Here is a 16488-nt window from a genome sequence, read left to right as displayed (position 1 = left end):
TCAGGTCGAGCGGTCAGGCCGAGCGGACGGGGATACGGGCGCGGCGGGCGGGTCCGGGGCCGGCGACGAGACCGATCTGCGCCACCGCGACGTCGAGATGCGTCTGGGCGCCGCCGAAATCGGCCGCCTCGTCCGCGTAGAGACAGTGCTGGGCCTCGGCCCGGAGCGTGCGCAGGGCCGTGCCGGCGGCCGAGAACACCGTCACCGCGTAGACCTCCGGCTCGTCGAGCGGGATCTCGGCCGGCTCCCAGGCGTCGCCGTCGCGGCGGCCCCGCCGGATCCACGAGAGCCGCACGCCGTCCGCCGCGCGCCGCGCCCGCAGGTGGACCGGCCGCAGCGGCGTCAGCGCCGCGACGCCGGCCGTGGCGGTGATCTCGGCGAAGGCCGGGTCGGCCGGATCGCGATCCGCCGGCCCGATCCGGTAGCGGAACGCGCGGCCGACCTCGTCCAACCGGTCGACCAGGGGCGCCACGGCGCCGTCGTCGAGGCGCACGATCAGGCTCCCCGCCGGGCAGACCCGCCCCGCCGCCGCCTCGCTGCCCGCGAGCCCGCGCAGGAAACCGGACAGCCGGTAGGTGTCGGGCCCGGTCAGGACCGCGGACGCGGCGCAGAGCAGTTCCACGGTCCCGTCCGCGCCGAGCAGGGCGAACAGGTTGCCCCCGGCCAGCATCGCGCCCGCCCCGATCGAGGCCAGCGTCGCGCCGCGCCGCAGGGCGACGTCGAGATGCGCGCCCCGCTGGATGCGCCAGAGCGGGCCGGGCGGTAGCGCCGACAGGGTGCGCCCGAGGCAGGCCGGGTAGTCGACGAGGCGGTGCAGGGCGAGCGGCCCGTCACCAGCGGCGCGCCAGATCGCGACCGCGCCGGGCCAGGGCTCGGCCGCCACCGCGCAGGACTGAAGGACCGTGGGGTCGCCGCGGTCGACCGGCAGGTCGAGGGCGACGGCGAGCGGCGGTCCGGGAAAGGCGGGCGGCGCCGCCGCCGCCTGGGCCATCGCGCGGGGCAGCCCGCGCCCGGGCCCCGCCCGGGGCGGCACCCCGCTCGCCTCGATCCGGCGGCCCGTGGGCGCGTCGTCGATCCGGTCGATCCGGCGCAGGACCGCGCCGCCGGGCACGTCGGCCGGGACCGCCAGGAGGTCGCCGGGCTCCAGCTCGACCCGGCGCGGGCTCAGCGTGAACACCGCGGTGTCGCGGGCCGCGATCAGCCGGTCGAGCAGCGCCTCGGCCAAGCCGTCGGCGGTCTCCCGGCGGGTGACGATCGCCGCCTCGATCCGGGTCTCGCGCCGCCGCAGGCCGGCGGGCCGCACGGCCGAGGCCGCGGCGCGGCGGTAATCCGGGCTCTCGGAATCGGTGATCCCGAGCTCCACGGAGCGCGGCAGGGCGCTCTCCTCGGCCCGGACCTGGTGCAGGACCGGCCGCTCCTCCGACAGCCGGACGAGGTCGGCCTCGGCCAGCACGACCGGCCGGTCGCGGCGGGGACCGCGCAGCCGCAGGGTCCCGGCCACCGCCGAGACGTCGAGGCCGTAGACCTCCGCGAGGGTCTCCAGGGCGCCCCGCGCCGTGAGCGGCCGGTCGATCACGTAGCCGTCGAGATAGGCGGCGGCCTCCACGGAAACCGGCGCGTCGAACCCGAAATCCGCGAGGATTTTCAGGACCAGCAGGTCGAGGTCGCAGCCCTCGATCCGGCCGGTGATCCAGTGGCCGACCCGCCAGTTGGCGGCGTCGGCCCAGACGCCCCGCACCGTCGGGAAGGCCGGGAAGGGCCGCGCGTCCCAGGCCCAGACGAAGATCCCGCCGGGATCGACCATGCGGCCGCCGTAGACCGGCGAGACCGGGTTGTCGGCCTCCCGGAAGCCCGGCACGGAAGGGTCGAACCGCGCGATCACCGCCTCCAGCCCGCGGAGCTGGATCAGCTCGTCGCGCAGGGCCCGGGATTCCGGCGGGAAGGCGCTCTCGGACGATTTCGGGTCCGGGAAGACGTTGGGGCCGTTGGTGCCCTTGTCCACCGCCGGAACGCCGATCTCGGTGAGCCAGATCGGCTTGCCGGCCGGCACCCAGGCGGTGGTGCGGGTCTCGACGCCGCCGTCGCGCTCCACGTGCGGGCTCGACCACCACGCGACGAGGTCCTTGGCCCGGTAGATCCAGGGCTTGCCGGCGGCGCCGTCGGTGATCGGCCGGCGGCGCTGGGCGGCGCGGTCGGACGCGTCGGCGTAGTACCAGTCGAACGCCTCGCCGGACGCGCCCCGGGCCTTGAGATAGGCCCGGTCGGCGATGGTGCCCGTGACCGCGAGGTCGGCGTGGTCCGGGTCGTCGCGCCAGTCGGAGACGGGCGGGTACCAGTCGATCCCGACGGCGCCGATATGCGGGTCGGCGAACAGGTCGTCGAGGGGGAAGCGGACGGTGGCGCCGCCGTCGCCCACATGGGCGCCGTACTCGGTCCAGTCCGCCGCGTAGACCAGGGTGACGGCCGGGCCGAGGCGGTCGCGAAGCGCGGCGGCGAGGTCGCGCAGGGCCCGCACCGCCGGATAGCCGGCCGCGCCGCGCACCCGGGTCAGGCCGACGAGCTCGCTGCCGATCACGAAGGCCGCGAGGGGCGTGCCCGAGGCCGCCCAGCCGGCCGCGAGGGCGGCGTAGTGCAGGACCGCGTCGCGGTAGCCACCCGCGAAGAAGGCCGCGACCTGCGCGTCGGCCGCGGCGGTCCCGTCCGGGCTCCCCGGAAGGCCCGGGGCCGGATCGCAGGTGATGCGGCCGCGCCAGGGATAGGCGGGCTGCGCGGCGCCGGGGGCGTGCGGATCGGGGAGCGCGTTGCCGGCCGGCACGTCCATCATGACGAACGGGTAGAGCGACACCGCCAGCCCCCGGCGCGCCAGCTCGGAGACCAGCCGGGTCAGGCCCGCATCCGCCGGCGTGCCGCCGTAGGCCGGGCTGCCGTCCGGCAGGGTCGAGACCGTCTCGGCCCGGTCGCGGGCGATCCCGGCGACGCGCCAATCCTCCGGCCGGGCGCGCTTGTCGGCGGCCTCGACCTTGGGCACGACCCGGCAGGATCCCGCCCGCAGGTCGGTGCCGAACCACGTCGCCACCACGGCGACCCGGCGCAGGTTCGGGCACAGCGCCTGGAGCGCGTCGAGGGAGGCGATCACGTCGGTGCCGCGCTGGAGCTGGTGCCGGTTGGCGGCCTCGGTGCGGCCGAGCCCGAGATCGACCGTGACGCGGTCCGGATCGAGGCCGAACTCGCTGGCGCCGGGGATCAGGTCGACGGCGCGCACGCGCGCGAACAGGCCGTTGACCGGGCGGATCACCTCGAAGGCGAATTGCGGGACGCGGTTGCCGAAGGCCGCGAGGGCCAGGTTCTCGAACACCGCGTAGGCGAGGCCGCGATAGGCGGGCGCGTTCTCGGCGCCCTCCTTGGCGACGATCAGCGGGTCCGGCTCCTGGCCGGGGCCGCCGGTATGGACCCGCAGGGTCAGGCCGGCCTGGTCGATCTCCCGTCCGTCCGCCCAGATCCGGCGGACGCAGGCGATCTCGCCCTCGCACAGCCCGACCGCGAGGTTGGCGAAGTAGCTGTAGCGGGTGGTGACGGTCCTCGGGCCGCCCGCGAGCCCGCCCAGGCCCTTGGCGGGCGCGGCCGCGCGGGCGACGGTGGTGTTGGCGACCTCCAGCGGACGGGTCGCCCAGATCAGGGTGCCGCCGATCCGCGCCCGCCCGTAGACCCGCGGGATCGGATCGCCCTCGGTGGAGGTGAGCCCGGCCACGTCGGCGAGCCGCGGCCCCTCGACGAAGCGCGCGTGCCGCCCGGCCCCCGACAGGGCGCCGCCGAGGGCCGCGCCCGCGACGGAGCCGAGCGCGCGCCCGACCAGGCCGCCGATCGGGCCTCCGAGGACGGTGCCGACCGCCGCGCCGGCCGAGGACAGGATCAGCGTCGCCATGGCGGGGCTCCGGATCTGATGGCGGTATCGCGTGGACGGGTTGCCGGTCCGTATCCGATCGGATACGTTCGACCTGTGACGACGATCCTGCTGTCCGACACCTTCCGGACTTGGCTCACGGGCCTGAAGGATCACCGCGCCAGGGCGCGCATCGCGGCACGTATCCGCAGCGTGGGGCTCGGCAATTTCAGGGATGCCAAACCGGTCGGGGCAGGTGTGTTCGAGATGCGGATCCCGTATGGCCCCGGCTTTCGCGTCTACTATGTCCGACGCGGCGAGGTAACGTACCTGCTCCTGTGCGGCGGCGATAAGTCCAGCCAGACCCGGGACATTCAGAGGGCCAAGTCCATGGCCGCCTCTCTCGACGGAATCACCTGATGCGTTTCACACCGTTCGACGCCTCGGAATTCCTCGACAGTGAGGAGGCGATTGCCGAATACCTGGCGGCAGCGCTCGACGACCCCGACCCCGAGCTGTTCATCGCGGCCCTGGGCGATGTCGCGAAGGCACGCGGCATGGCGCAGATCGCCCGGGAAGCGGGTGTCGGTCGAGAGAGCCTCTACAAGGCGCTGACGCCGGGCTCGAAGCTCCGCTACGAGACGGTCCGCAAGGTCATGGACGTGCTCGGCGTCAAGCTCACCGTATCGACGCGTTCCTCGTAGGCGCCGCAGCGCTTCGGAAACCGGAACACCCCCGTCGCGTGCCGCCGCCACCATCCGGTGAGCGCGACCTCGGTGACGGCGGCCCCGTCGTGGGCGTGGATCATCGCGCCGGCGCCGGTGGCAATGGCGCAGTGGCGGGCCGGCAGGTGGCGGCGGAAGGCGAAGAGCAGGACGTCGCCCGGCCGCGGCGCCAGCTCCGCCAGGGGTCCGGGCACCGGCACGAGGTGGCGGGCGGCCGCCTCGGTGAGCGGGTCGGTCCCGGGCGCGGCCGATTCCGCCCAGGTGCCGGAATAGGGCGGCGGCACCTCCGGCTCGGCGCCGTAGAGCCCGCGCCAGACCCCGCGCAGCAGGCCCAGGCAGTCGCAGCCCACGCCGCGCAGCGACGCCTGGTGGCGGTAGGGCGTGCCCAGCCAGAGCCGCGCCTCGCCGAGCGCCGCAACACCGATATCTCGGCCGATCTCGCGCCGCATCGCGCTCATCGGAAGAGGCTCCCGCCGTCGAGGATGGGGTCCGAACCGGGGACCGCCCGCATGACCGCGTCGTTGCCGGGCATGTGCGGGAAGCCCTGGAAGTTGACCGCGTTGGCGAAGCGGTCGCGGCAGGTGGTGAGGCGCTTGTCGCACCCGGCCGTCAGGCTGAACCCGTCGCCGGCGGCGACCGGCCGTGGCGGCACCGTCCAGAGCTCGATCAGGGGCCCGAGCTGGAGGCGCACGTCCGCCGCGAGCCCGGCATTGGCGCCCGTCGTCCAGGTCAGGCGCCCGCCGGTGAACAGGCCGTCCGCGAAGGACCCGGCGAGCGCCGCCGCGAGCGTGGCCGGCTCCGGGACGCCGCTCACCCGGCCGGCCGTCGTCCACGCGGCGCGGTCCACCCGGCATCGGGCATCGCCGAGATCGGCGCCGCAGGTCGCCCGGTAGGTGCGGCCCCGCTCGGCGCCAAGCCGGTGCGCGAGGCCGCGCAGCTCGGCCACGAAGGCGTCGCCGTCCCGGCGCACCTCGCCGATCGTGGCGACGTCGAGGAGGAGCCGGGTCTCCGTGTCGCTCCAGTCGACCAGCCAGGTCTCCACGGCGGCGCCGTCGTAGAGGCCGCCGGCGATGTCGGCCTTGGTGAGCCCGAGGCCGCTGAGCGCCCCGGCCACGTCGCCGCCCGAGACCGCGAAGCCGAGCTCGGCACTGGCCTCGGCCGCCTCCAGCCCGGTGCGGGCGGCGTGGACGAGGCCCGCGACGGTCAGGTCGCGGTCGTGGTCGGTGAAGCCGAGGGCGAGCCCGTCCCGCCGCCGCAGGGACCAGCAGCGGCACAGGGTGGTCACCCCGCCGGCGAGATGGGCCGCGAAGGCCTCCGGGATGTCGCGCATGGCGTCACGCCTCCTCAGGGCACGATCTCGACGAGCGGCACCTTCGGGATCTCCCCGGCCGTGAAGGCGGCGAGGTCGATGGTCAGCGCGTCGGTGTCGAACCGGACCGGCACGTCGAAGGCGAAGCCCGCCGTCACGGCGGCGCCGGGCGGTGGGACGCGGCCCGCCGCGAAGGTGACGAGGCCGGTCGTCGGGTCGCACGCGAAGGCCTCGGGCCCGACCTCCCGGCCGCCGACCGCCACCCGGACGCTGCCGGACACCGGCTTGGCGATCCGGCGGCGATAGGGCGCGAAGCCGGCGCCGTAGGTCTTCACCAGCGGAAAGGTGGCGGTGACGCCGTCGCCGGTGCCGAGCGGCTGGTCGAGGGGGCCGACCGGCCGGCCCGGCGGCCCGGAGCGGCCGTCGATCCGGTCGCGGAACCGGAAGCCGTAGAGACGCCCGCGCCGCTCCTCGAAGAAGGCCAGCACGGCGTGCAGGGCGTCGAGGCCGCGCAGCCCGAACCCGGCCTCGTAGCGGCGGCGGGAATCGGCCCAGCGGCCGTTCCGGTGCTCCCGGCCCGAGGCCAGGGTCACGATCTCGGTGAGCCGCTGCGGACCGCCGCCGGCGCGCAGCGAGACGTCGAGTGGGAACAGCACCTCGTGGAAATCGTCGGCCATGTCGGGCCTCTCCGGTTCGGGTGGCGACAGGGCCGCGCCGGTCTTCCGGGGCGTCCTCGCGAGCGCAGCGACGCGACCCAGGGCAGCGCGACATCCGTGACCGTGGCGCTCCGGGATCGCTTCGCTCCGCTCGCGAGTACGGAGGCCGGGCCGCAGATCCCGCGTGACGCCCGGGGAACGGTATCGCTGCCGGATCGGAGCAGCTCAAAAAAGTCTTCCGAGAGGCGCCGGAAAATCAAAAGCGCAGTTCATCGACACGGTACGGCAGTTGATCGAAGATCGCCGCACCGAAGCGGATGTTCTCCGAAGTCCTCTCGGCCCGCACATCTCGGTTCACCGCGCGATCCGCACGACGCGGCGCCGTTCTGCCAGGGAAACCTTCCGATGAGCGCCATCCCCCAGCCCCTCCACGCGTCTGCTACCGCCCTCGACATCCGCCGCGTCGCCGGCCGCATCGGCGCGGAGATCCGCGGCGTCACCCTCTCGGGTGACTTGGACGACGGGACGGTCGCGGCGATCCGGCAGGCGCTGAACACCCACAAGGTGGTGTTCTTCCGCGACCAGGACCTCGACGAGGCCGGGCAGGAGGCGTTCGGCCGGCGCCTCGGCGACCTCGTCCCGCATCCGACCGTGCCCTCCCTCGCCGGCACGGCGGGAATCCTCGACATCGACGGCAGCCGGGGCGAGCGGGCGAGTTCCTGGCACACCGACGTGACCTTCGTGCCGGCCTACCCGGCGCTCTCGATCCTGCGGGCCGTGACGCTGCCGCCCCACGGCGGCGACACGCTCTGGGCCAACACGGCGGCGGCCTACGCGGACCTGCCCGAGCCCCTGCGCGACCTCGCCGACAAGCTCTGGGCGCTGCACTCGAACGTCTACGACTATGTCGGCGGCCGGGTGAACGTGTCGGAGGCCGGGCGGCGGCGCTACGACGAGGTGTTCACCAGGACCGTGTTCGAGACCGAGCACCCGCTGGTCCACGTCCACCCGGAGACCGGGGAGCGCTCGCTGATCGTCGGCCACTTCATCCAGCGGATCCTGGGCCTGACCACCGCGGATTCGCAGCACCTGCTGGCGATCTTCCACGACCACGCGACCCGGCCCGAGAACACCGTGCGCTGGTCGTGGCGGACGGGCGACGTGGCGATCTGGGACAACCGCGCCACGGTCCACCGGGCGGTGGACGATTACGGCGAGGCGCCCCGCGTGGTCCGCCGCGTGACGATCCAGGGCGTCGCGCCGGTGAGCGTCGACGGCCGCACCAGCCGGGCGCGGGAGACGGAGGCGCGCAGGGCGGCGTGAGCTGTGGCCGCGCGCGCCTCAGGTCGCTCGCTGGCCGCGCGCCACCGCCCGGGCGAGGCTCGCGGTCACCTGCGCCTCGGAGCGGCGGAACGCCCCCGGATCGGGGGTCGCGATGTTGACCGTCACGGAGACCGGCCGCGCCGCGGCTCCGCCTGCGGCGACGCCCAGGCGGCCGTCCGGCCCGCGGCCGAGGGGGAGGATCGCCTCCGGGCCGGCCTCGCCCATGAGGCCGGCGCCGCCCGCCATGGGGAAGTAGGTCGGCGCGGCCACGACGCCGCCGGCGGCGAAGGGCTGGACGCGGCCGCCCCGGAACACGCCCCCGCGGGCGAAGCCCGTCTCCGCGCCGGAGCCCAGCATCGCGCCGATCAGGCCCGTGAGGCCCGACTGGATCGGCCCGGCCGCCGCCCGCGCCGCCACGCCGGCGAGGCGCGCCCCGATGGTGCCGAGCACGCCGTCGAGGCTGCGGCCGGACGCGGCCCCGCGGGTCAGGGCAGTGTCGAGGCTGCGGCCGAAGCTCTGCGCCAGTCGGTCCAGGGTCTCGAGCTGCCGGATCCGGTCGTCGGACAGCGAGTCGGCCTGCGGGTCGGTCTCGGCCATGGCGGTGCCTCACGGTGGGTCGGGATGGGCGGCGAGGAGCCGCGCGAAGGCGGCGCGGGACAGCGGCTCCGGGCCGGCGCGCCGGCCGAGCGCCGCGGCGAACTCCCGCGGGGTCGCCGACCAGAAGTCGCGGGGCCGCCAACCCAGCGCGCCGAGGCCGAGGGAGAGGGCGTCGTCCCAGGGGAAGCGCTCCGGGGCCGGACGCGGCGGCGGCTCCGCGTCCGGCCCTAGGGAGGGTTTGCCGGGCCCGGCACCTCCCCGCCCGCCGCCTCCCCGCCCGGCGCTTCCCCGAAGGCCGCCGCCAGGACGTCGCCCAGGGCGGCCGAGACGGCGTCGAGCCCGCCCGCCAGCGGCAGCCGCGCCACCGCCGCGTCGTCGAGGTCGTGGCCGCCGCCCCGCAGGGCGACGCCCAGGAGGGCGATCAGGTCGCGGGCCGAGACGCGCCCGCCGGCGAAGCGCGCGGCGAGGCCCGCGAGGTCGCCGGCCTGGAGCGCGGTCTCCAGCTCGGCGAGCGCGCCGAGGGTGAGGCAGAGCGTGTAGCGCCGTCCGCCGAGGGTGAGCGGCACCTCGCCGCGGATCCGGTTGGCCACGGCGCTCAGACCGCCGCGAACGCGAGCGCGCCGCCGGATTCGAGGCTCATGTCGAAGGTGACCTCGCCGGCATGGTCGCCCCGGTACTCCAGGCTCGCGATCTGGAACGGCCCCTCCAGGATCCCGAAGGCCGGGATCACGATCTGGAACACCTCGACCGCGCCCTCGAAGAACAGCAGGCGCAGGCGCGCGTCCGAGGCCTGGTCGCGGAACACGCCCGAGCCGGCGATCGCGGCCCGCCGCACCCCGGCCCCGGCGAGCAGCTCGCGCCAGCGCCCGGCGGAATCGGCGTTGGTGACGTCGACGGTCTCGGCGTTGAGGGTGATCTGGCGGCTGCGCAGGCCCGCCACCGCCGCGAAGCCGCCCGCACCGTCGCCGGCCCGGATCAGCAGGTCCTTGCCCCTCTGCGCGCCCATCGGCACCCTCCTCACAGGTTCTCGGTGACGGCCTCGACCGTCAGGGTCACCCTGGCCTCGCCGGTCCGGGCGTCGCGCCGGGCGCGGACGGCCCGCACCCGGAGGGTCACGAGCCGGCAGCCAGCCAGCGGCAGGACGAGGGGCGTCGGGGCGTCCCGGAGGAGCGCCGCCATGCGCGAAGCGGCGTCGAGGGCGGTACGCACCGAGCCCGCCTGGGCGATCACCGCGATCGCGTGGCTGTGCCGGTGGCGCTCGGCGCCGTCGACGGATTCGTCCGCGATCTCGGCGTCGCCGAACACCGCGTAGACCGGGAGCGTGCCCCGCGGCGGCTCGTCGTAGAGCCGGACGCGGCCGCCCAGCAGCGCGGCCAGAGCGGCGTCGGCGGCGAAGCGGGCGATCAGGCCGGCGCGGAGCGCCAGGAGCGGGCCCGGATCGCTCACGACCGCCCCTCCCCGGGCAGCTCCTCGACGTGGCAGATCAGGTCGCGGCCCCGCGCGTCGGGCTCGGCGACGGCGCGGATCGCGAAGCGGCGCGGCCCGGCGGCGAGCCGCATGGTCGGGTCGAGCGTGGCCCGGCTCCGCAGGGTGACGCGGTAGGCGGGCCGCGTGTCGGTGCGGCCGCCGGCCGTTCGGTCGGCGAGTCCCGCCGGGGCGATCGCGCCCCACAGGACCGGGCCGGCCACGTAACGGCGCAGCACGCCCCCGAACCCGTCGGGCTCCTCCAGGGGCCGCTCGAGCACGAAGCGGCGCCGCCGCGCGCCGAGGGGCGGGCGTTGGAACGAGGTCGCCATCGGGGAAGCTCCGGGTGCGAGGATCACAGCCGCAGGCGCCGGAACGGCGCGCCGAGCGCGGCGGCGTCGGTGCGGGCGGCGTCGGGCTCGTCGCCGCGACGCTCGTAGCGGGCGGCGGCGAGGCGCAGGATCGCGAGGCGCAGAGGCTCGGGGAGCGGCGGCCCGTCGCCGCCGTACCCGGCCGCGACCTCGATCAGGATGGTGCGGCCGGCGGGATCCGGCGCGGCCGGATCCACCTGCAGGGACGGCGCCCCGTCCGGGTCGGGGCCGAGGCGCACCAGCCCGGCGTCGAGGTCGGTGACGCCTCCGGACGGGTCCGCGAGGCCGGCGCGGAGGATCGCGACCAGCGGGCTCAGGGGCAGCGGCACCTGCCCGTCCGGCGGCCAGGCCGTCAGGGCGATCCGGTACCGACCCGGGACCAGGATCCGCCGGGTCTCGATCTCCAGGCTCGCGCGGGCCGCCGCGATCAGGGCCTGGAGCAGGCCGTCCTCGTCGGCGCCCGCGTCGGAGTCGACGCGCAGGTAGGCGCGCAGGTCGGGCACGCTCACCGGCTCGACGGCGGCGGCGGCGATGCGTAACGGGATCATCGCGCGTCTCTCTGCAGGTGGTCCGATGCCGATCTCGAAGCGCCGCCCGGCGGCCCGCGCCGCGCGGGTAGCGACCGTCACGGCGATCCTGATGGCGATCCCGGCGCTCGCGGCCGTCCCGGCGCGGGCGATCGTCGGCGGCACCGAGGCGCCGGCCGGCGGGGCCGTGATGGTCCTGTCGTCGAAGGGCGGTGTCTGCACCGGCGTGGTGCTCGCCCCCGACACGGTGCTGACCGCCGGCCACTGCCTCGCCGACGCCAAGGAGCACCGCGTCCATTTCCGCGACGCCGCCGGGGCGCCGGTGCTCGTCGACGTCACCGCCCAGGCGGTCCATCCGGGCTACGACGCCGGCGCGGCCGCTTCCCGGCGGCGCTCCGTCGATCTCGCGCTGCTGCGCACCGAGACGCCGCTGCCGCCGCGCTTCGCGCCCGTGACCCTGAGCGCCGCCCCGGCGCGGGCGGGCGAGACCCTGACCCTGTCGGGCTACGGCGCGGCCAAGCCCGACGACCCGCGCTCCACCGGCACCTACCGCAGCCTCGGCCTGCCGGTGATCGAGCCCTACGGGCCGAGCCGCATCCTGGTCTGGCTGAAGGGCGCGGGCGGCGGCGCCTGCCAGGGCGATTCCGGCGGCCCGATCGCGGGACCGGACGGGGCGGTGCTGGCCCTGTCGGCCTGGATCGGGGGCGCCTGCGGCGGCCTCACCCAGGGCGTCCTGGTGGGGCCGCAGCGGGGCTGGATCGACCGCGTGCTCGACGGCTGGGACCGGACGGCGCGCTGGGCGCAGTAGCGGCGCGGCACCGCGTGCGCAGGGAACCTCAGCTTGGCCGGGCTATTGCCTTGCTCTAGGCTCACTCGATCTGGGGCCCCTCGCCCCAGGCTCCCTCGGCGCCGCCTCCGGCGTCCCCCACCCGCGCCCGCGCGCGCCCGGAGTTCCCGATGTCCCCTCGCCCGATCCGGAAGGCCGGCCCCCGCGAGCGCAGCCTGCGCGGCGGCCTGTGGGGCGGGTTCCTGGGCCTGTCGCTGCTCGGCGCCCTCGGCGGCCTGCTGCCCACGCCCGCGGCGGCGGTGATCAACGGCACGACGACGCGGGACCCGAACGGGGCGCGCAGCTTCGTGGTGCGGATCGAGAGCACCGAGGGCGAGATCTGCTCGGGCACCCTGATCGCCCCGGACCTCGTGCTGAGCGCGGCCCACTGCGTGATGCGGCCGGCCGGCTACACGGTGATCAGCGTCGACCGGAACTTCCGCCAGCACCGGACCGCGGTGATCACCGCCTCCATGCACCCAGACTTCGTGCCCGGGACGACCCCCGAGGACCAGCCCGGCGTCGACCTGGCGCTGCTCAAGCTCGAGCGCCCGCTCGGCGACGACTACGTGCCCCTCGATCCCCGGGGCGCGGGCTCGATCACCGACGGGCAGCCCGTGGACATCGCGGGCTTCGGCGTGGTGGCCGAGAACCGGCGGAACTCGGCGCGCATCCTGCGGCTCGCCCACCTCGTGTCGATCGGCTCGCTCCAGGTCGCCAACCGGGTGACCGTCGTCACCGACCGGCGGCGCATGGCCGAGACCTCGGGCGCCGGCGCCTGCCTCGGCGATTCGGGCGGCCCGATCCTGACCGGCGGCCCCGGCGGCTACCGGATCGTCGGCGTGGTGAGCTGGTCGAGCGGCGCCCTGCAGCAGGGCGCGCGCCGGACCGCCTGCGGCGGCTTCACCGCCGTGACCCCGGTGGCCGAGCATGCCGGCTGGATCGCCGCGCGCACGGCGGAACTGTCGCGCATCCAGGTCGGCGACGCCCTGCCCCGCGGCAACCGGTCCGACTGGATGGCCCGCCCGGGCCGCCGCCGCTGAGGGGCCTGACCGCGGCCCGACCTCGGCCCGACCGCGGCAAAGCCGCTGCCCGCCCCCGGATCCTTCGCGCCTGCGGGAACCCGGGGGCCGATCGGCACTTTTCGCATCCGAACCTTCCCGGCTCACGGAGCGAGAGCATGGCCGACACCGGCACCAGCAACACCCCGCGGACGCACAAGACCCGCAACAACACCGACTCGAACGCCAAGAAGGTCTCGATCGAGGCGCTCAACGCCCGGCTCGCGGACGGCATCGACCTCGCGCTGGCGATCAAGCAGGCCCACTGGAACCTCAAGGGGCCGCAGTTCATCGGCGTCCACGAGATGCTCGACGGGTTCCGCACCCAGCTCGACGAGCTGAACGACAGCGTCGCCGAGCGCGCGGTCCAGCTCGGCGCCACGGCCTTCGGCTCGACCCAGGCGGTCGCCGAGCGCACCAAGCTGCCGGCCTACCCGACCGGCATCTACGCCATCGCCGACCACATCGCCGCGCTGATCGACAGCTACGCCGCCTACGCCAACGCGGTCCGGCAGAACATCGACGAGACCGACGAGGCGGGCGACCCCGACACGGCCGACCTGTTCACCGAGATCTCGCGGGCGGTCGACAAGCACCTCTGGTTCCTCGAGGCGCACGTGCAGGAGCCGACCGGCACCCTGCGCGACGGCAACGCGGGCCGCTGAGCGCGGCGCCCCGCCTTCGGGCGGGGCGCGACCCGACGCGATCGGGGAAACGAAAATGCCCGGCCGCGAGGCCGGGCTCAGTGGGGTCCCTTTGCACGGGGACATCAGGACCGGGAAGCTTTGGAGGGCGAACCGGTCCCGATCGGAGATCAGAAGTCGCGCTGGACGCGGAAGCGGAAGGTGGAGACGCTGTCCGCCGTCGTGGTCCGCGGCACGAAGGTGCCGTTGTTGATGCCGGCGACGTTCGCGTAGGCCGTCGGGCTCTTGTCGCGGTCGATCACGCGGCCGTTCTTGACGCCGATCTGGGTGTAGAAGCCCTCGACACCGATATCGAGGTCCTTGACCGGCGACCAGATGATGCTGCCGCCCGCCACGAACTGGTAGGTGTCGCGCAGCGCCTCGCTGAGCTGGTAGAACCGGGTGCCCGGCACGCCGACGGCGTTCACGCCGAAGGAGTTGGCACCGGCCGGGTTGGACAGCGCGAAGGCCGCGCCCTGCGCCAGACGAGCGCCGCTGCCGTAGCTCATCTCACCGTACGACCCGAAGAAGGCCGAGCGCCACTCCGGCGACCAGTAGTGGAGGTACGAGGCCGTCGCGGTGAAGCTCGTCGACTGCTCCATCTGGCCCGTGAAAGGGTTCACCGTGGCGTCGTTGAAGTACTGCGCGAACTTCTGGCCCTGGATGGTCGTCGGGTTCTGCGAGTAGCAGCCGCTGAACGCGCAGTAGCCGGTGTACATCTGCGAGCCGGAGCCGTAGGCGCCCTGCAGGTAGAGGGCGTCGCCCGGCGCGATGAACGGCGTGTTGATCTTCAGGCCGCCCTGCACCGCCCAGCCGTACGAGTTGCTGGTGTGGGGGATGCTGATGTTCGAGCCGGTGCCGGTGCCGGCGCCGTTGGCCACGTTGCCGACGTTCAGCTCGTGGACGGCCGCCGACAGCTGCGCCGAACCCCAGGCCTGGTCGAGGCGCAGGGCGCCGACGACGTCGGGCATGCGCGAGCGCTGGATCACGTCGACGAAGCTGTACCGGGTCGGCACGCCGTTGGTGTAGCCGATGAACACCTCGGCCGGAGCGTTCGTCTGAGCGAAATTGACGATGTTGGAGTTGTTCGTCACGCCGGCCGGATTGTTGGTCTGCGAGAAGATCGGGCTGCGGCGGAAGACCGGGTCTTCGGCCGAGATCGTGGCGGACAGGCCGTTGCCGAGCGTGGCCGTGTAGGCGAGCAGGTTGGTCGAGGCGATGTCGGAGCCGAGCGTGGCGCCGGCGAACTCGAAGTCGTGGGCGTAGAAGTCGAAGAACGACGAGGCGCGACCGGCGGTCATGCCGGCGAACTGGATGAAGGCCTTGTCGACGTTCACGAACTGCGAGGCGCGGCCGAACTGGTCGATGCCGAGAGCCGGGAAGGCCTGGCCGATGCGCTGCTGGGTGCCCGACTGGCCGACGCCGGAGTAGCCGGTGCGGGAGCCGGCATCGAGGCGGACGAAGGCGCGCAGGGTGCCGTAGGCGGTCTGCGTGCGGGCATCGAGGTTGATGCGCATCCGGCCCTGGTAGCCCGACGTATCACCGACGTTCGAGCCGTTCTGCCGCGAGTAGCTGGTCATGTAGCCGCCCTCGAACCGGGCGCGGCCGGAGAGACGCAGGCAGGTGTCGGTGCCGGGGATGTAGAAGAAGCCGGCGCCGTACGCGCCGCAGACGCGGACGTACTCGACCGGGACAGCCTTCTTGACCGGCAGATCAGCCGCCTGCGCTGCGCTCGCCGCGGACAGAGCCGCGGCGGAACAGAGGAGCGTGTGCTTCAAGATCCTCATCGATTTCCCCAAAACGTCGAGACCCATATTGGAGACAGCATTCAGCCACGCAGGCCGCGCTGCTATTATTTGTTTCGGCCGAATTAATTCGTCTTGCCGATGAGCTCTGGTTCTTTCGAGCTCTTGTTCGAATAAGTTCCCGCAAATGGCCGCAGCCATCAATCCCAAATCGGAACGGCCACCCGTGCCGATGTATTCGGTGGCCACGCGGCCACATAAAAATGATCTTGTTTGTCCGACGGAAACAGACACGGCACGATCGTTTCGGCTGGAAAGCGCACTAACAGACCATGTTTCTAGCAGAAACACTGTACTTCCCTGAAAGATCGTATTGATCTACCGGAAACGAAGGGGTATTCGGCCGTCGAGCCCTCACGGGCCGGCTCGGATGCGGATCCGATCGCCCTGCAGGATGGCGCCGCGCCGGGCGGTGCGCGGGCCCCGCAGCGACGGACGTCTGCCGACGGGACCGGACCCGGACTGCTCGGTATCGAGAGGCGGCGCCGGGGTCCCGGTCCCCTCTCACCCCATCGGGTCGACCGGCACGGCCGATCGGCCCTAGGCGAGCCGCCCATGCGCAGCGCTTCGTTTCATCCCGTCCCACGCCCGAGTCGTCCGCGTACCGTTTCAGCGTTTCCATGATTTCCGCGCGTCCGCCCGAGCGGATCCGCGTCATGCAGCCCTTGAAATTGTGAGACGTCAGTGGAAATTGATCTTGAGACATATTATCAGGCGGCCAGAACCGGCAGTCTGGCCTGTATTCGCTCGCTCGACCCGATCTACGGCGAGCGCTTCTTCTTCCTGCGCGTCCGCGAGGTGCGGAACGGCCGCATCGCCACCGCGCGCGGGATCTTCTGGGCGGTCAACGGCGAGAAATGCGATCCGGGCTGGGGCGGGGACGCGCACGCGCTGGTCGTCCCGACCCTGGCGCTCCTCGAGATGATCGAGCCGAACCTGGAGCGGATGGCGCAGTTCGGCGTCGACCGGCGGTTCGAGATCGCCGTGGCGCGGGCCGTGCTGGAGGGCCGCCTCACCGAGATGCCCGAGATGCCGCAGCCGCCGGTCCCGACCCTCAAGGAGGCGCAGGCCGAGCTGCAGGCCGCGATGGCCTACTGGGAGGCCGTGGACGTCCGCGAGGCGAAGCCCGGCACCTCGGTGCGGATCCGCCGGGAGGCCAGCGAGCGGCTGGTCACCGCCCGCACCAATCTCGAGCGGGCCAAGCAGCAGGCCGGGCGGCTCGCGGGCTGCGGCGACCGCGCGGGCTGCCCCGGCTAGGGTC

Annotated in this window: 18 protein-coding genes and 1 pseudogene; 7 read left to right on the top strand and 12 right to left on the bottom strand. The window is 74.3% G+C overall.

Annotation, left to right across the window (positions count from 1 at the left end; genetic code table 11):
- Positions 1-13: 13 nt before the first annotated feature.
- On the bottom strand, positions 14-3922 hold the full coding sequence (locus tag ACLBX8_RS09665) for a baseplate multidomain protein megatron (RefSeq protein WP_447715035.1): 3909 nt from the start codon (positions 3920-3922) through the stop codon (positions 14-16).
- A gap of 75 nt (positions 3923-3997) precedes the next feature.
- Here ACLBX8_RS09665 and ACLBX8_RS09660 point away from each other — a divergent pair, with 75 nt between their 5' ends.
- Together ACLBX8_RS09660 and ACLBX8_RS09655 are read left to right on the top strand one after the other, a co-directional pair.
- On the top strand, positions 3998-4300 hold the full coding sequence (locus ACLBX8_RS09660; protein ID WP_447698260.1) for a type II toxin-antitoxin system RelE/ParE family toxin: 303 nt from the start codon (positions 3998-4000) through the stop codon (positions 4298-4300).
- Positions 4300-4584: an addiction module antidote protein gene (locus ACLBX8_RS09655; protein WP_331301767.1), complete on the top strand. Its 285-nt coding sequence runs from the start codon at positions 4300-4302 to the stop codon at positions 4582-4584. Before ACLBX8_RS09660 ends, ACLBX8_RS09655 begins: the two co-directional genes overlap by 1 nt.
- On the opposite strand, the gene ACLBX8_RS09650 is transcribed toward ACLBX8_RS09655, so the two are convergent.
- The 3 genes from ACLBX8_RS09650 to ACLBX8_RS09640 are packed head-to-tail and all read right to left on the bottom strand — an operon-like array spanning position 4515 to position 6591.
- Positions 4515-5063 carry an NlpC/P60 family protein gene (locus ACLBX8_RS09650; protein ID WP_447698259.1) on the bottom strand — a complete coding sequence of 183 codons (549 nt, stop codon included), beginning with the start codon at positions 5061-5063 and terminating at the stop codon, positions 4515-4517. The genes ACLBX8_RS09655 and ACLBX8_RS09650 overlap by 70 nt on opposite strands.
- A complete protein-coding gene (locus ACLBX8_RS09645; RefSeq protein WP_447715034.1) occupies positions 5060-5935 on the bottom strand; it encodes a DUF2163 domain-containing protein in 876 nt (291 codons plus the stop codon). The genes ACLBX8_RS09650 and ACLBX8_RS09645 overlap by 4 nt, the downstream gene beginning before the upstream one ends.
- Before the next feature lie 14 nt (positions 5936-5949).
- On the bottom strand, positions 5950-6591 hold the full coding sequence (locus tag ACLBX8_RS09640; RefSeq protein ID WP_447698257.1) for a phage distal tail protein, Rcc01695 family: 642 nt from the start codon (positions 6589-6591) through the stop codon (positions 5950-5952).
- A 384-nt stretch (positions 6592-6975) separates the two neighbouring features.
- On the opposite strand from ACLBX8_RS09640, the gene ACLBX8_RS09635 reads away from it, so the two are divergent.
- A complete protein-coding gene (locus ACLBX8_RS09635; RefSeq protein ID WP_447698256.1) occupies positions 6976-7893 on the top strand; it encodes a TauD/TfdA dioxygenase family protein in 918 nt (305 codons plus the stop codon).
- Positions 7894-7911: 18 nt separating this feature from the next.
- On the opposite strand, the gene ACLBX8_RS09630 is transcribed toward ACLBX8_RS09635, so the two are convergent.
- The 7 genes and pseudogenes from ACLBX8_RS09630 to ACLBX8_RS09600 all read right to left on the bottom strand — a co-directional run bounded on the left by ACLBX8_RS09630 (position 7912) and on the right by ACLBX8_RS09600 (position 10873).
- Entirely contained in the window at positions 7912-8490 is a 579-nt protein-coding gene (locus tag ACLBX8_RS09630) for a phage tail tape measure protein (protein WP_020090915.1), read from the bottom strand.
- A 9-nt stretch (positions 8491-8499) separates the two neighbouring features.
- Positions 8500-8664: pseudogene (locus tag ACLBX8_RS09625) on the bottom strand (phage tail assembly chaperone); the annotation flags it as partial.
- Between the two features lie 53 nt (positions 8665-8717).
- Positions 8718-9080 carry a gene transfer agent family protein gene (locus tag ACLBX8_RS09620; protein WP_020090916.1) on the bottom strand — a complete coding sequence of 121 codons (363 nt, stop codon included), beginning with the start codon at positions 9078-9080 and terminating at the stop codon, positions 8718-8720.
- Positions 9081-9085: 5 nt separating this feature from the next.
- The gene (locus ACLBX8_RS09615; protein ID WP_447680790.1) at positions 9086-9496 is read right to left on the bottom strand and encodes a phage major tail protein, TP901-1 family; all 411 of its coding nucleotides are present in this window, start codon (positions 9494-9496) and stop codon (positions 9086-9088) included.
- Positions 9497-9507: 11 nt separating this feature from the next.
- On the bottom strand, positions 9508-9936 hold the full coding sequence (gene gp17 / locus ACLBX8_RS09610; RefSeq protein ID WP_447715033.1) for a tail completion protein gp17: 429 nt from the start codon (positions 9934-9936) through the stop codon (positions 9508-9510).
- Positions 9933-10286, bottom strand: a complete 354-nt coding sequence (locus ACLBX8_RS09605; RefSeq protein ID WP_100250516.1) for a head-tail adaptor protein — start codon at positions 10284-10286, stop codon at positions 9933-9935. Before ACLBX8_RS09605 ends, gp17 begins: the two co-directional genes overlap by 4 nt.
- A 23-nt stretch (positions 10287-10309) precedes the next feature.
- On the bottom strand, positions 10310-10873 hold the full coding sequence (locus ACLBX8_RS09600; protein ID WP_091977959.1) for a head-tail connector protein: 564 nt from the start codon (positions 10871-10873) through the stop codon (positions 10310-10312).
- 25 nt (positions 10874-10898) lie between these two features.
- Between ACLBX8_RS09600 and ACLBX8_RS09595 the strand changes: the two genes are divergently transcribed.
- From ACLBX8_RS09595 to dps, 3 genes are all read left to right on the top strand, one after another.
- Positions 10899-11660 (top strand): S1 family peptidase, encoded by a 762-nt coding sequence (locus tag ACLBX8_RS09595; protein WP_447715032.1) that lies wholly within the window; start codon positions 10899-10901, stop codon positions 11658-11660.
- A gap of 149 nt (positions 11661-11809) precedes the next feature.
- Positions 11810-12721, top strand: coding sequence for a S1 family peptidase (locus ACLBX8_RS09590; protein ID WP_091676180.1), 912 nt, complete (start codon positions 11810-11812; stop codon positions 12719-12721).
- A gap of 137 nt (positions 12722-12858) precedes the next feature.
- The gene (dps, locus tag ACLBX8_RS09585; RefSeq protein ID WP_012321876.1) at positions 12859-13404 is read left to right on the top strand and encodes a DNA starvation/stationary phase protection protein Dps; all 546 of its coding nucleotides are present in this window, start codon (positions 12859-12861) and stop codon (positions 13402-13404) included.
- Between the two features lie 149 nt (positions 13405-13553).
- On the opposite strand, the gene ACLBX8_RS09580 is transcribed toward dps, so the two are convergent.
- Positions 13554-15209 (bottom strand): porin, encoded by a 1656-nt coding sequence (locus tag ACLBX8_RS09580; protein WP_447715031.1) that lies wholly within the window; start codon positions 15207-15209, stop codon positions 13554-13556.
- Between the two features lie 702 nt (positions 15210-15911).
- Between ACLBX8_RS09580 and ACLBX8_RS09575 the strand changes: the two genes are divergently transcribed.
- Positions 15912-16484 carry a hypothetical protein gene (locus ACLBX8_RS09575; protein ID WP_331300226.1) on the top strand — a complete coding sequence of 191 codons (573 nt, stop codon included), beginning with the start codon at positions 15912-15914 and terminating at the stop codon, positions 16482-16484.
- Positions 16485-16488 lie beyond the last annotated feature (4 nt).

The sequence above is a fragment of the Methylobacterium sp. D48H genome (genome assembly GCF_053345715.1).
The sequence above is the reverse complement of the archived record's forward strand: the minus strand, read 5'-3'. Positions and strand labels throughout refer to the sequence as shown.

What these genes read in the sequence shown, in the direction of transcription:
- ACLBX8_RS09605 (WP_100250516.1), bottom strand. Translation starts at nt 10,286, where the DNA reads ATGGCGACCTCGTTCCAACGCCCGCCCCTCGGCGCGCGGCGGCGCCGC.
- ACLBX8_RS09650 (WP_447698259.1), bottom strand. Translation starts at nt 5,063, where the DNA reads ATGAGCGCGATGCGGCGCGAGATCGGCCGAGATATCGGTGTTGCGGCG.
- ACLBX8_RS09630 (WP_020090915.1), bottom strand. Translation starts at nt 8,490, where the DNA reads ATGGCCGAGACCGACCCGCAGGCCGACTCGCTGTCCGACGACCGGATC.
- ACLBX8_RS09595 (WP_447715032.1), top strand. Translation starts at nt 10,899, where the DNA reads ATGCCGATCTCGAAGCGCCGCCCGGCGGCCCGCGCCGCGCGGGTAGCG.
- ACLBX8_RS09580 (WP_447715031.1), bottom strand. Translation starts at nt 15,209, where the DNA reads ATGAGGATCTTGAAGCACACGCTCCTCTGTTCCGCCGCGGCTCTGTCC.
- ACLBX8_RS09665 (WP_447715035.1), bottom strand. Translation starts at nt 3,922, where the DNA reads ATGGCGACGCTGATCCTGTCCTCGGCCGGCGCGGCGGTCGGCACCGTC.
- ACLBX8_RS09655 (WP_331301767.1), top strand. Translation starts at nt 4,300, where the DNA reads ATGCGTTTCACACCGTTCGACGCCTCGGAATTCCTCGACAGTGAGGAG.
- ACLBX8_RS09635 (WP_447698256.1), top strand. Translation starts at nt 6,976, where the DNA reads ATGAGCGCCATCCCCCAGCCCCTCCACGCGTCTGCTACCGCCCTCGAC.
- ACLBX8_RS09615 (WP_447680790.1), bottom strand. Translation starts at nt 9,496, where the DNA reads ATGGGCGCGCAGAGGGGCAAGGACCTGCTGATCCGGGCCGGCGACGGT.
- ACLBX8_RS09645 (WP_447715034.1), bottom strand. Translation starts at nt 5,935, where the DNA reads ATGCGCGACATCCCGGAGGCCTTCGCGGCCCATCTCGCCGGCGGGGTG.
- ACLBX8_RS09590 (WP_091676180.1), top strand. Translation starts at nt 11,810, where the DNA reads ATGTCCCCTCGCCCGATCCGGAAGGCCGGCCCCCGCGAGCGCAGCCTG.
- dps (WP_012321876.1), top strand. Translation starts at nt 12,859, where the DNA reads ATGGCCGACACCGGCACCAGCAACACCCCGCGGACGCACAAGACCCGC.
- ACLBX8_RS09600 (WP_091977959.1), bottom strand. Translation starts at nt 10,873, where the DNA reads ATGATCCCGTTACGCATCGCCGCCGCCGCCGTCGAGCCGGTGAGCGTG.
- ACLBX8_RS09640 (WP_447698257.1), bottom strand. Translation starts at nt 6,591, where the DNA reads ATGGCCGACGATTTCCACGAGGTGCTGTTCCCACTCGACGTCTCGCTG.